This is a genomic window from Nitrosomonas sp. (genome assembly GCA_016703745.1).
Lineage (GTDB): Bacteria > Pseudomonadota > Gammaproteobacteria > Burkholderiales > Nitrosomonadaceae > Nitrosomonas.
On the sequence record JADJBK010000006.1, the window covers coordinates 2,281,946 to 2,294,754 of the forward strand.

At 47.8% G+C, this 12,809-nt stretch carries 11 protein-coding genes and 1 other annotated feature; all 11 genes read left to right on the forward strand.

Annotated elements, in window-relative coordinates; genetic code table 11:
* The first annotated feature begins 52 nt into the window (after positions 1–52).
* Complete coding sequence (locus IPG31_12025) at positions 53–940, forward strand: DMT family transporter (GenBank protein ID MBK6619038.1); 888 nt, start codon at positions 53–55, stop codon at positions 938–940.
* 226 nt (positions 941–1,166) lie between these two features.
* On the forward strand, positions 1,167–1,757 hold the full coding sequence (locus IPG31_12030) for a Spy/CpxP family protein refolding chaperone (GenBank protein MBK6619039.1): 591 nt from the start codon (positions 1,167–1,169) through the stop codon (positions 1,755–1,757).
* 347 nt (positions 1,758–2,104) lie between these two features.
* Entirely contained in the window at positions 2,105–3,088 is a 984-nt protein-coding gene (locus IPG31_12035) for a c-type cytochrome (protein MBK6619040.1), read from the forward strand.
* Positions 3,089–3,379: 291 nt separating this feature from the next.
* A complete protein-coding gene (locus IPG31_12040) occupies positions 3,380–3,799 on the forward strand; it encodes a rubrerythrin (GenBank protein MBK6619041.1) in 420 nt (139 codons plus the stop codon).
* 127 nt (positions 3,800–3,926) lie between these two features.
* Positions 3,927–5,909 (forward strand): DUF3501 family protein, encoded by a 1,983-nt coding sequence (locus IPG31_12045; GenBank protein ID MBK6619042.1) that lies wholly within the window; start codon positions 3,927–3,929, stop codon positions 5,907–5,909.
* Positions 5,906–6,439: a CNP1-like family protein gene (locus IPG31_12050; protein MBK6619043.1), complete on the forward strand. Its 534-nt coding sequence runs from the start codon at positions 5,906–5,908 to the stop codon at positions 6,437–6,439. The genes IPG31_12045 and IPG31_12050 overlap by 4 nt, the downstream gene beginning before the upstream one ends.
* A 29-nt stretch (positions 6,440–6,468) precedes the next feature.
* A complete protein-coding gene (gene trmB / locus IPG31_12055; protein MBK6619044.1) occupies positions 6,469–7,140 on the forward strand; it encodes a tRNA (guanosine(46)-N7)-methyltransferase TrmB in 672 nt (223 codons plus the stop codon).
* 128 nt (positions 7,141–7,268) lie between these two features.
* Positions 7,269–8,156 carry a hypothetical protein gene (locus IPG31_12060; protein ID MBK6619045.1) on the forward strand — a complete coding sequence of 296 codons (888 nt, stop codon included), beginning with the start codon at positions 7,269–7,271 and terminating at the stop codon, positions 8,154–8,156.
* 8 nt (positions 8,157–8,164) lie between these two features.
* On the forward strand, positions 8,165–10,369 hold the full coding sequence (locus tag IPG31_12065; protein MBK6619046.1) for a TonB-dependent receptor: 2,205 nt from the start codon (positions 8,165–8,167) through the stop codon (positions 10,367–10,369).
* A 46-nt stretch (positions 10,370–10,415) separates the two neighbouring features.
* On the forward strand, positions 10,416–11,420 hold the full coding sequence (locus IPG31_12070) for a hypothetical protein (GenBank protein ID MBK6619047.1): 1,005 nt from the start codon (positions 10,416–10,418) through the stop codon (positions 11,418–11,420).
* 109 nt (positions 11,421–11,529) lie between these two features.
* Positions 11,530–12,749, forward strand: a protein-coding gene (locus IPG31_12075; protein ID MBK6619048.1) for an IS3 family transposase whose coding sequence is annotated in 2 segments (ribosomal slippage) — positions 11,530–11,815 and positions 11,815–12,749 — 1,221 coding nt in all. Because the reading frame shifts where the segments join, the coding sequence is not laid out codon by codon here.
* Positions 11,808–11,924: a sequence feature (AL1L pseudoknot), on the forward strand. It overlaps the preceding gene by 117 nt.
* Positions 12,750–12,809: the final 60 nt, after the last annotated feature.

A 12,809-nucleotide genomic window follows, 5' to 3' on the forward strand; every position in this document is an offset into this window, starting at 1 on the left:
GGATAGATTTTTTGATGTACCACTAAGAGCAGGATTATAAAGGCTGGCAGCAATGTTGACCATAAAAAAAACGTTACCAATCGTCTCCCTGCTTCTTGGCGCAACCATATGGGGCATAGTTTGGTATCCCTACCGAATACTTGAACAACATGGCATCGGAGGTGAGCTATCAACTACATTGACTTACTTCACTGCCTTGCTGATTGGCCTGGTGTTATTCCACAGGCAGCTTTACCGTGAAGTCATTTTTAGTGCCGCCATCCACTATTTGGTATGGATTGGATTATGTGCTGGCTGGGCCAGCATGGCATATACCTTGGGGATTGTTCACGGGGAAGTCATGCGAGTACTGCTGTTATTTTATCTGGCACCACTTTGGACCATTCTGTTTGCGCGTCTGCTACTCAATGAACGACTGAGCGTCCATGGCTACTTCATTATCCTGCTATCGTTAATGGGCGCCATCCTCTTGCTTTGGCAGCCAGGAAACAAAATACCCATGCCGACGTCCTATGGCGACTGGATGGGTCTGACTGGTGGATTTATGTTTGCGCTCGCAAATGTTCTTATTCGCAAAGACCAACAGCACAGTATCCAGCTCAAATCACTGGCAGTCTGGGCTGGCGCCACCTTGATCGGAGTAACCGTCCTGATGCTGAAAGGTGACGTCTCAATTTATCCTGCCCACCCGATTGAAGGAAGTATTTGGCTGTTATTGCTGGGGGTAGGAATATTAATTTTTTTCCTGAGTGTGTTATTGCAATTTGGACTTACCCACACCCCGGCAAATCAGGCGATTATTATTCTACTGTTTGAGCTGGTAATAGCCGCACTTGCAGCTCATTTTCTAACAGAAGAAGTGATGACTCTCAAGGACTGGACAGGTGGATTAATGGTTGTCTCAGCCAGTGTTTTTTCCACAAAAATCAATCGCAGCTGACTGGCTCCAAACTTATTCCTAGATTCGAATTTTAGTGATACGCTATTGATGGTGATAGGGGTCGGTTCGCAACCACTGCTTGTCATGGCCACGTCACAAGTAACACCTACATTGCTCGTACAAGATTAATAAAGCGGGTTTGGGTATAGTATTTTCGTACCTTCTAATGAAACAAATTCACCGACTTATTCGATTTATCGATCTTTATTCCAACGGAGAACAAATTATGCATAACCCAAAAATCTTGATCATGACCATTGCTTGCGTTATTACCTTCACAGTGACACCGCTGGCTGCAGCAGAAAACATAGCCAGCCATTCCACAGCCTCTGGAAATTTGTTGCTTGCACAAGCGCATGAACAACACGCGGATCACAATGGCAAACACGACAAAAAAGCAGACGACGGACATGCAGATCACAAGGAGCATGGGCAGCACGACAAAATGCAGGCAAACTATGCTGACATGATCACTTCGCACGCCGAAGCGCTTAATCTCTCTGATGAACAACTGGGCAAAATTATGCGCCATCATCTAAAGAGCTCCAGGGAAAATCGCGAAATCATGCAACAGGCTCATAAAAGTATGAAAGCACTTCGTAATGCGAGCGTCAGCTCTGATGCGAATGACGACTTACTCCGCAAACATGCCAAGGATCATGCCGATGCCATCACTGAGCTGGCTGAAAAACGCATCAGCCAACGTAAAGCCATGCATAACATTCTGAGCGAAGAACAACTCAAAAAACTCAAAACCATGAAAATACATCATGGCAGTCATGGCTCAGACAATAAAGGTGGGCATAATCATCATTAGCACGGATGCGTAATTTAAATGCCGGGTCGCAAAGTAACTCTATTTGTTTAGATTAATCAATGGAGAATCCAATGAAACTTATTCTACTGCTTACTTTCATTTTAAGTTTTCACGCCTATGCTCAAGAACATGGCGCACATGAGAAAGGCACCCAGACCAGCTCGTCACATCAACATCAAATTAAAAATGAAAGTACTGATGTGGCGATTGAAAATGAGGACAGTCAAGAAACTACCATACTGGACTCAAGCAGCGCTGCTGATAGCCATACTGAAGATACGGCAACTGAAACTGCCGCTGAGCATACGCATACGGGCTGCGGTCAACATGACCACGGTTGCGAAGGAATGCATGGTGGCGGTCATGCGGGTCATCAGGAAGGTGCTGGCCACGGCGGCAAAATGCATAAAGGAGGAATGCATGGCGGCGGTCACGGTCATGGTTTGGACAGAAACACTCTCAAGCAATACTTTGAACCCTTACCAAAATCGATTATCGATGAACAAAAAAATGCCGCATTGATTAATCTGGGAAAGATGCTCTATCTGGATCCACGGCTTTCAGTTAATAACAAAATTTCCTGCAATTCCTGTCATGGGCTTGGAAATTTCGGTGTGGATAACGAACCCACTTCTCCGGGTCATGAAGGCAAGCGCGGCAACCGCAATTCACCCACTACCATGAATGCCGCACTTCATATAGCGCAATTCTGGGATGGCCGCGCTCGTGATGTGGAAGAACAGGCATTAGGCCCGATTCTGAATCCAGTTGAAATGGGAATGCCCGACAAAGGTACCGTTGTCAAGAAACTTAAAGAAATTGATAGTTATCAAAAATTATTTACTGAAGTTTTCAGCGATCAGAAATACCCATTTAATTACAACAATATCGGCGAGGCAATTGGCGCTTTTGAACGCACCTTACTGACACCATCGCGTTTTGACGATTATCTGAATGGTGATGATGAGGCCTTATCCAAGGTTGAAAAAAGAGGGTTACACAAGTTTATTCGGATCGGTTGCGCGACCTGTCACAACGGTGTTGCCATCGGTGGAAACTCCTTCAAGAAGATAGGTTTGATTGAGCCTTACGAAACCCCTGATTTTGGGCGTTACGAAGTAACCAGAATTGAGAATGACAAGTACGTATTCAAGGTTCCTAGCTTGCGAAATATCACACAAACTGCGCCGTATTTTCATGATGGTTCGGTTATCACGCTGGAAGAGGCCATTCGCCTGATGGCGAAACATCAGCTTGGTCGGGAAGTGGGTCATGGGTTTATCCGTGATGTGAAAGCTTTCCTGGGATCCCTGAAAGCTAAAGAGCCGTGAAGAAATCAGTACGATCCAAGTGCAACTATTTATGAACGACTCATCAGGACAATAATTAGTCTGTAATACGGGCCAATTACCGCTGAACGCTAAACGGCACTTGTGGTTTCTCATTTTATGCTCTGATTTTTGTGGCTTCTGGTAGTGCCGGTTTAATCGCTTGCACGGAATGAGAATACGAATTACATTAACAGCCGACGTTTGTCATAAAAGTCACACCAATATAAAATTCCGCGCCTCACTGAAGTTTGTGGAAACCGGAATAAATGTAAAACTAAAAGGAGAGAAATTATGCAATTGAAAGGATCTCAAACTGAAGCTAATTTGAAAGCAGCATTTGCTGGTGAATCCCAGGCGAACCGTCGTTATCTTTATTTTGCAGCTAAAGCTGATGTTGAAGGTCAAAACGATGTCGCATCAGTCTTTCGTTCTACCGCTGAAGGTGAAACCGGGCACGCCCACGGACACCTGGAATATCTGGAATCATGTGGCGATCCTGCAACGGGCCTGACATTTGGCTCGTCGCGTGACAATCTCAAAACGGCAATTGCTGGTGAAACACATGAATATACCGATATGTATCCTGGCATGGCGAAAGCAGCACGCGATGAAGGTTTCAATGAAATCGCCGACTGGTTCGAGACACTTGCCAAAGCGGAGCGCTCTCATGCCAATCGCTTTCAACGTGCGCTGGATAATTTGAACGACTAGGGATTTGAACAGTAGTAGTTAAAACTGTTTGATTATATGCTTGCCCGGTTGATGCTCGTTTACAGCATTTCCGGGCAAATCTAATTTAGCGCCTGCTTTATTTGTTGAACTAACTGATTACCCTCTTATGTCATCCCGCGAAGGCAGTCTGGAAGCACCCAAACGCAATCCGATAGATTGGCAAAACCCGGATTTTTACGATGAACAGCAATTGTTTGAGGAAATGTTCCGGGTATTTGATATTTGTCACGGTTGCAGGCGTTGCGTTAATCTTTGTACTACCTTTCCCAGTCTGTTTGATCTCATTGATGACGGCAAGACGGGTGAGCCTGATGGAGTGGAAAAACAGGACCTGTGGCAAGTTGTGGATCGCTGCTACTTGTGCGACATGTGCTTTATGACTAAATGCCCTTATGTGCCACCGCATCCGTGGAATATTGATTTTCCACACTTGATGTTACGTGCCAAGGCAATCAAATATAAAAAACAAGGCGCGAGTTTGCGCGATAGACTGCTATCGAGCACCGATACCCTGGGTAAACTTGCCACCATACCGGTAATCGTGCAGACAACCAATGCCATTACCCAAACACCCGCCACGCGCAAAATATTCAGCAAGGCATTGGGCATTCACCCCGAGCGGGAATTGCCGACCTACAGCTCACGAAAATTCCGCACCCATGCTAATCCGGACGAACACTTTGCGCTGATACCCAGCTGCAACGTACCCGGGAAGGTAGCCATCTATGCCACCTGTTATATCAACTACAACGAACCTGGTATCGGCCATGATCTCCTCTGGATACTGGCACATAACGAAATTCCGGCAAAACTGGTTGCGCAGGAGGCCTGCTGCGGAATGCCGAAGCTGGAACTTGGTGATCTGGATAGCGTAGCCGCGCTCAAGGATCGCAACATCCCCCATTTGTCCAACCTGGCAAGGGAAGGCTATGCAATTTTGACTGCCGTTCCTTCGTGTACATTAATGTACAAACAGGAGTTACCCCTGTTGTTTCCTGAAGATGAAGCGGTCGCCATGGTGGCCGATGCCATGTTTGATCCATTTGAATACCTGATGCTGCTCAATCGGGAGGGGCTGCTGAAAACCGATTTCCAGTATGCGCTTGGCAAGGTGGCCTATCATATTCCCTGTCACTTACGAGTACAAAATTTGGGTAGGAAGACCCGTGACCTGCTGCAACTGATACCTGGAACAGAAGTCACGACAGTGGAACGCTGCTCTGGACATGACGGCACTTGGGGTGTCAAGCAGGAATTTTTTGACGACTCGATGAAAATCGGTCAGCCGGTATTCCGGCAGATGGGCGAGGCAGAGCCTGATTACATTAGTTCCGACTGCGCCATTGCCGCACGCCACATCCAGCAAGGAATGAAACCCAGACAAACCGTAAAACACCACCCGCTATCCCTGCTGCGCATCGCTTACGGAGAAACCCAGAACCAACCGTTATCAGCACAATCAGTGCCTGCAGCAGGTTCAATCAGTCATTCACCAGGAAATATCATGCCCAAGATCACTCGTGACAGTCTTTTGACGCTCGAAGCTTATGCCAAAAACAGAGAATCTTTCCGCGCTGAGATCATGGCACACAAAAAAAACCGCTCAGTTGCACTCGGCGAACATGTCACGCTGCTATTTGAAGATGAACTCACGATGCGCTATCAGATCCAGGAAATGCTGCGCGCAGAAAAAATATTTGAGGATGCTGACATTCAGCAGGAGCTGGATGTCTATAATCCATTGGTTCCTGATGGGAGTAACTGGAAGGCAACCATGCTGATCGAGTACGGCGACCCGGTGGAACGGGCAAAAAAACTGACTCAACTGATCGGCATCGAAAACCAGGTATGGGTAAATGTTGCTGGGCATCCGCGTATCTATGGAATGGCTGATGAAGACCTCGATCGCACCAACGCCGAGAAAACTTCCGCTGTTCATTTTCTACGCTTTGAATTGTCACCAGAAATTGTCCAGGCATTGCAGCAGGGTGCAGCTCTGGGCATGGGCATAGACCATTCCGCGTATCAGATAACAATTCAGCCCATAGCAGACAATATACAGAAAGCACTGATGCGGGATTTGGCATGAGCCATGATGCTCGCCATCTGTTGCTTGCTTTTGCCTTTACGCTATTTCTGACAGGCTGTGCCGGCAGGGAGCAGTTTATTGATACGCTCGATCATGGCAAGACTTGGGAAGAAATTGCCCCCAGCATGCCACCCTATCCTGAAAACACCAACCTGCTCGCATTTGATGCCGGCCCTGCAAACAACCTGAGTTTCTTCATCGACGCCCATTCAATCAGTGTTGACAAGAAGATGCGTGTGATTCGTTACAGTATGATCATTCGCTCTCCGCAAGGTGGCGATAACGTTATGTTCGAAGTCCTACGCTGTGAAACCCGCGAACGTAAACGCTATGCAATCGGAGATCCCTCAACGCAAACCTGGGTGCCTGTACGAAACAGCGAATGGGAAACCCTCGAACAAGTTCGACAGCTGCATGCACAACGCGAACTGGCGAAATACTACTTCTGTCCACGTGGGTTGGTAGTCAATTCTGCCAGTGAAGCCATTAATGCATTGAAGTCCGGGATACACCGCAAATCCACGCGCTGATTAAACTGACTCCACAAGTTCTAACTATTTTGTCTTCACCAACGTTTATTCGCAGCTATGTGCTTCGTCAGGGATATTACTCGGACGCACAGCGTCGCGCCTATGAAACATTAATGCCATGTTACGGAATCCCCTTTTCTGCTGCGCCTATTAATCTAGGGGAAGTATTTGGCCGAGCAGCGCCTAAAATATTTGAAATTGGCTCGGGAATGGGCGAAACAACCGTTGCCATTGCGCAACAACAACCCGAAAAAGATTTTATTGCTGTAGAAGTTCATGCTCCCGGTGTTGGGAGTCTGCTCAACCGTATTCAGCAGCTGGGCATAATGAATCTCAAAATCATTGCCCATGACGCGCACCTCATATTGCAAAATATGCTGCCCAGTGAATCACTCGATGGCGTGCATATCTTCTTTCCCGATCCCTGGCCAAAGACACGCCATCACAAACGCCGCCTGATTCAATCAGATTTTATATCCCGCCTGTCCACCCGCATGAAACCGGGCGCTTATCTGCATATTGCAACCGATTGGGAAAATTATGCTGAACATATCCTGCAGGTACTCGGCTGCGAAGACCAATTGATCAACACCGTCGAAAACTACGCCCCTCGCCCATCCTATCGATCGCTAACCAAATTTGAGGAACGTGGCTTGAAGCTGGGGCACACCATTCGCGACATTATCTTCATCAAACGTTAACCACCCGAAACCACCACTTTCCCTAGAAATTAATCCAGGCAATACCTGACTGGGTGCGACAATTTGTCGCATTCTAATCATATAAAGTTTGCTGTAGCATTGCGTGCTTCAAGAATAAGGAGGGGGCGATGCATAGTTTGAAACTAATTCCTGTTTTTCTGTTGCTCTTACTTTGCCAGGGAACAACAGCCGTGGCGCACACAGGTTTGCCCAATATGGCTTTTGCCTGGAGTAACGGCAAAATTGTGGTCGATACCCAGCGTGAGGGCAGAACACTGGGTGGCTACACTGCTTTTACCATCCGGTTTGATGGCACGCTGAAACCTTATCAAATGTCTGACGCAGGCATCAGCGGTTTTGGTTTCAATCCGGGCAGTATCATCCAGTACCAGATTGAAAGCACATTGATGAAATGGTCTGCTGTGGAAAATCGCTGGTTGCGCGATGGATTTGATGAGCGCCTGTCGATTCGACTGGCTTTCGCCGCACGTGAAGTTTCAGCCTCAGAAGGTGAAAACACTCATGGGATGATTGCCTCCTTGGGTAGCACAGGATCGTTTGAAGGTACCCATCCACTTTTCGAGCTAACCACAGCGGATGGTTCCGCACCGGATGACGGCGCCTACATGATTGCCATGACGTTATTTGGTACCGATGAACAAGATGGAAGCATCACCCACCCCCCATCCAAACCATTTCTCCTGGCATTACACTTGAATGTCAGCAACAATTTTGGCCAGACAGCTTTTAATCAAGCTCTTGATCAGTTCCCCGGTACGCCCTTGAGTGATTACTCTCGCCTTGATCAGTTGTACGATTGGGCCGAAACCAACTTCAGTGAATTTTTTCCACATGCTGCACAGAGCCGCTTTGTTTTTGGTATTTACGCACGCTGCTATAACAGTACCATCTGTGTGGGCAGTAGACGCGGCAAAGTATTCACAACCGGAGGGCCATTCGGCGGACTGACCGATCATGGTTCGCTCGAGTCTTTTTTTGAGGCAGCGGGATTGTAATTTTCTCCATGAAACAGATTTCATGCCTTGTTTCATCTGCCTGCCTGCGCGTCATCCTATCTGCATTCCTCATTACCCTCTCCGCTGAAATTCATGCCAGGGAGTCCGTTTCAGGAACGCCAGATGCGGCTCCCCTCCAGCCCAAAGCAGCAATGAATAATACTGACAATCCCGGTGCCAGCACTCTTCTTCTCGATACCATGGTGATTGAAACCACCGCATTGCCTGCGGAACCAACTCGGAATCTGGGCGGGCGTGAACTGCGATTGCGTGCGGAAGGTACGCTTGGCAAGACACTGGAACGTGAAATGGGTGTCAGCAGCTTGTCTTATGGACCCGGCGTGGGGCAGGTCGTGATTCGAGGAATGAGCGGTTCTCGCGTCAGGGTAATGCAAAATGGGATGGGGGTTCATGATGCCTCAGGAATGAGTCCTGACTATGCCATTGCAACCGAATCCATGCTGGCAGACCGTATTACCATTCATCGTGGCCCGGCAACCTTGCGCTACGGCGCCAATGCGGCTGGCGGCATGGTGGACATCAAACACCAGCGTATTCCAGACAAAATTCCGAAAGAGTGGTTTTCGGGGAAAACCGAGTTCCGTTTCGATCATAATCCATCTGAAAAGGCGGGTATGGTTGCCCTCGATATAGGCAGGGATATGCTGGCAATTCATCTCGATTATTTTCATCGGGCGGCAGGCAACAGTCACATTCCTGGTTTTGCTCTCGATGAAAAAGCGATTCTGCAGCAATTTCAGATTCAACCATCTGAAAATAGCCACAAGGTGATCGAAAACACAAGCTCCAGTAGCCAAGGAGGGTCCGCCGGGATCTCTCTGATCGGGGAAGCGGGACATATCGGCGGCAGCTACCATGAGCTGGTGAAAAATTATGGCGTTCCACCGGGCGTACCTGGACGGGTCGATAATGATTTCGGAAAAGAAGCCGTTCGTATTGCGATGCAGCAGCGTCGCTTCGATCTGGAGGGGCTGTGGATCACCCCGTGGGAAATGCTGTCCACCATAGAAGCAAAGCTGGGTTACGTAGATTATGCGCATGATGAGCTAAATCAGGGGCTTCCACTTGCGAATTTCAATAACAAAGTCTGGGAATCCCGGTTGGAAGCCAATCATGACTGGGGAAAATATCTCAATGGCGTAGCGGGAATGCAATGGCAAAACCGGGAATTCTCTGCGGGTGGCATTCATACTTTCACTCCTGCTTCTCAGATCAATTCAATCGGTTTTTTCCTCACCGAAACCGTTATGTTCGGCGAGCGTCTTAACCTGGAATTCGGCGGGCGTTTCGATCACCAGACGACCGATCCGAAGGCCGATGAAACAAAAATTGCGGGTGTTCGGGCACCTATCCCCCTTCCTGACCAGCTGAAATACAATACCTACTCTGTTGCAACGGCATTGAATTACGAGCCTTTTTCTGGAGGGATGCTTTATTTGAGCTGGCAACGGGCACAGCGCGCTCCTGATGTACAGGAACTTTTATCATCTGGCCCTCGGTTTGCTACCCGAAATTATGAGATTGGTCGCACGAATCTAAAACGAGAGCAGACAGATCATTTTGAGCTGGGTCTGAACCTTTCTCAGAAACACTTTTCCTTCCGCGCTAACGGCTATTTCAAAAGAATTGATAATTTTATATATTTGCAAAATCAAGGACTTTTCTTTAACTCAGGACCAGAACCCCCTCGTTTCCAGCTTGCTTGTGCTGATTTGAGGGCTTGCTTGCCAGTATTTGGCTATCAAGGGGATGCGGCTGATTTTTGGGGTTATGAGGCAGAAATGAATCTACCATTTAAACTCGGTGCTTTTAATCCATATCTAACTCTTTTTTCTGACTATGTGCGAGGATGGTTCCGTAAATCTGAGCTCGGCGATGTGCCAAGATTACCACCGCTGCGTTTTGGCTTTGAAGTGGGGACAAGCTACGAGAAATGGAAAGGATCGATTCGCTATACGCACGCGCTATCACAAAACCACCCAGGCTTGCTGGATACGGCCACCGATGGCTATGATCGCCTTGATCTGGACGTAACTTATGACTGGGCTGTTTCAAATCGCATCAAATTATTGCTATTCGGGAAAGCATCGAACATGTCTAACTCGATCATCCGCAATTCAACCTCTTTTCTACGTAATTTCGCACCCGAGCCAGGAGTGAGTCTTGTAGCGGGGTTCCGGGCAAATTTCTGATAACGCCTACTGTGTGATTACTATACTTCTTTAAGGGAGAAACCAAATGATGTCAAAAAAAATTATCACGGTCGCTACTGATTGCCTTGGCCTGCTTGTCGGGCTGGCATTTTCGCTCACTACGATGGCACAGACTTTTCACCAGGATATCGAAGTCGCCATTATCAATGAACAGCAGCTGCGCACGGATTTCTGCAACCGCAGCGAAATGTGCAGCATTATCGGAATTGACTTTCTTGGATTACCACCAGGTCAGCTACCTAATGATAGGTTGACCGGTAAACCCATATATGTCACTCAATTTCTAAGCCTATCAGGCAAAATTGGAATAAATAGTCCCGGATTTTTTGCAGCCTCAGGTGATTTGTTACCAGCGGAACCTGTGCGTTATCAGATTTCAGGACACCTTGCCTATTGGGATCCTGCGCTGAATCGCTGGACCCTCGCGCAGGAGGGTACAAAAATTCGCCTTTTTGGTGGTCTCGATATTCAACCGGATACATCCTGCGGATTGGTAATATGTCCACCAAAAGTCGTTGACGACGGCTCAAGCCTTTTCAGTCGTCACGGTACGGATGGCGCGGAATCCCTGATCATAGGAGATACTAAAGCAGATGGTTCTCTGCATACTCATCTGGACTGGTTTCTTGAATCCGAAGGCCTTCCCGGTGGACCAGCAGGAGCCTATATGGTAGAAATGCGTGTTTTCTCCGAGCAGCACCCCGTACTTTCCGATTTTTTCTATGTTATGTTTAATCATAACTTACCTGAAGATCAGTTCCAGCAGGCTATTGCCACACGCGTGCGGCAAGAAAGTATCGACACCGCCCGAACAGACAGATTGTTCACTTGGGCAGAAACCAATCACCCCAATATTTTTCCTCATACGAGTAAATCATTCGTCGCACTGGGCTATTATGCGCGCTGCTACGATAATGGCATCTGTGTCGGAATAAAGGATGACCATATTTTCGCAACAGGTGGAGAGTTTGGTAACGGAATCGCTGAAATCGGGGGGCTGACTACGCTCCTGGACGACGTCGGATTGTAGATACCAACCCTGTACTCGATTATCCGACCCGGAAAACGATAGTTAATGACATGAAACTATGAATCGCCCCGGGTTTTCCGGAGATAAAATGATTTGAGAGGAGGAGGATATGAAAAATCAAATTAGTTATTCACCGGAAGTCCGGGAGCGAGCAGTAAGGTTGGTATTCGAGCAGCAAAAAGAGCATGAATCGCAATGGTCATCGATCAAATCGATCGCATCGAAGATTGGCTGCACAGCGGAAACATTGCGGGCATGGGTAAGAAGAGCGGAGACGGATCGAGGAATTCGAGGCGGGTTGTCGACATCGGATCGTGAGCGGCTCAAGGAATTGGAACGGGAGAATCGTGAATTAAAGCGGGCCAACGAGATATTACGGAAGGCATCCGCTTATTTTGCCCAGGCGGAGCTCGACCGCCGACCGAAATGATGATGTTATTTGTTGATAGAAACAAGGTGGAATATGGGGTCGAGCCGATCTGTAAGCAAATACAGATTGCCCCGTCGACTTATTATGAGCACAAAAGGCGGGAGAGAGATCCGGATCGATTGCCCGGTCGCGTCAAGCGGGACACGAAGCTGGCACTCGAAATACAGCAGGTTTGGGAAAGTAACTTCCGGGTTTACGGTGTTCGTAAAGTATGGCGGCAATTGTTGCGAGAAGGCATTAGCGCTGCGCGTTGCACCGTCGAGCGATTGATGAAGACACTTGGGATACAAGGCACCAGGCGTGGTAAAAAGTGCCGGACAACGATTGCAGATAACTTACTTGCCTGCCCAACAGATAAGGTTAACCGACAATTTGTGGCGACCCGGCCCAATCAATTGTGGTTAGCGGATATTACCTTTGTTGCAACGTGGATGGGATTTGTTTATGTAGCTTTTATTACCGATGTTTTTGCCCGGTATATTGTTGGTTGGCGAGTCAGCCGGTCATTACATACCGATCTGGTGCTTGACGCATTGGAACAGGCATTGTGTGCACGGCACGAAATTAAGGGATTAGTCCATCATAGCGACCACGGTAGCCAATACTTGTCGATCCGCTATACGGAACGCTTGATACAAGCCAATATTGATGCTTCTGTTGGCAGTGTTGGTGATTCTTATGACAATGCACTCGCCGAAACAATTAACGGATTATACAAGACCGAGGTCATACGGCACCGCGGCCCCTGGCGCAATATCGACGATGTTGAGTTTGCAACCTTGGAATGGGTAGATTGGTTCAATAATCGCCGATTGTTGGAACCGATTGGAAATATTCCGCCGGCAGAATTTGAAATGGCCTATTATCACCAACCAAGAGAGTCAGCCGTTGCGGTTTGACTCAAGGTAAATAGTCTCCGGAAAAACCGGGGCGATTCAGGTCCGTTTTTCAACTGGTTT

Excerpts from the sequence above, each read along its gene's own strand:
- IPG31_12025 (MBK6619038.1), top strand. The coding sequence starts at position 53 with ATGTTGACCATAAAAAAAACGTTACCAATCGTCTCCCTGCTTCTTGGC.
- IPG31_12030 (MBK6619039.1), top strand. The coding sequence starts at position 1,167 with ATGCATAACCCAAAAATCTTGATCATGACCATTGCTTGCGTTATTACC.
- IPG31_12035 (MBK6619040.1), top strand. The coding sequence starts at position 2,105 with ATGCATGGTGGCGGTCATGCGGGTCATCAGGAAGGTGCTGGCCACGGC.
- IPG31_12040 (MBK6619041.1), top strand. The coding sequence starts at position 3,380 with ATGCAATTGAAAGGATCTCAAACTGAAGCTAATTTGAAAGCAGCATTT.
- IPG31_12045 (MBK6619042.1), top strand. The coding sequence starts at position 3,927 with ATGTCATCCCGCGAAGGCAGTCTGGAAGCACCCAAACGCAATCCGATA.
- IPG31_12050 (MBK6619043.1), top strand. The coding sequence starts at position 5,906 with ATGAGCCATGATGCTCGCCATCTGTTGCTTGCTTTTGCCTTTACGCTA.
- IPG31_12060 (MBK6619045.1), top strand. The coding sequence starts at position 7,269 with ATGCATAGTTTGAAACTAATTCCTGTTTTTCTGTTGCTCTTACTTTGC.
- IPG31_12065 (MBK6619046.1), top strand. The coding sequence starts at position 8,165 with ATGAAACAGATTTCATGCCTTGTTTCATCTGCCTGCCTGCGCGTCATC.
- IPG31_12070 (MBK6619047.1), top strand. The coding sequence starts at position 10,416 with ATGATGTCAAAAAAAATTATCACGGTCGCTACTGATTGCCTTGGCCTG.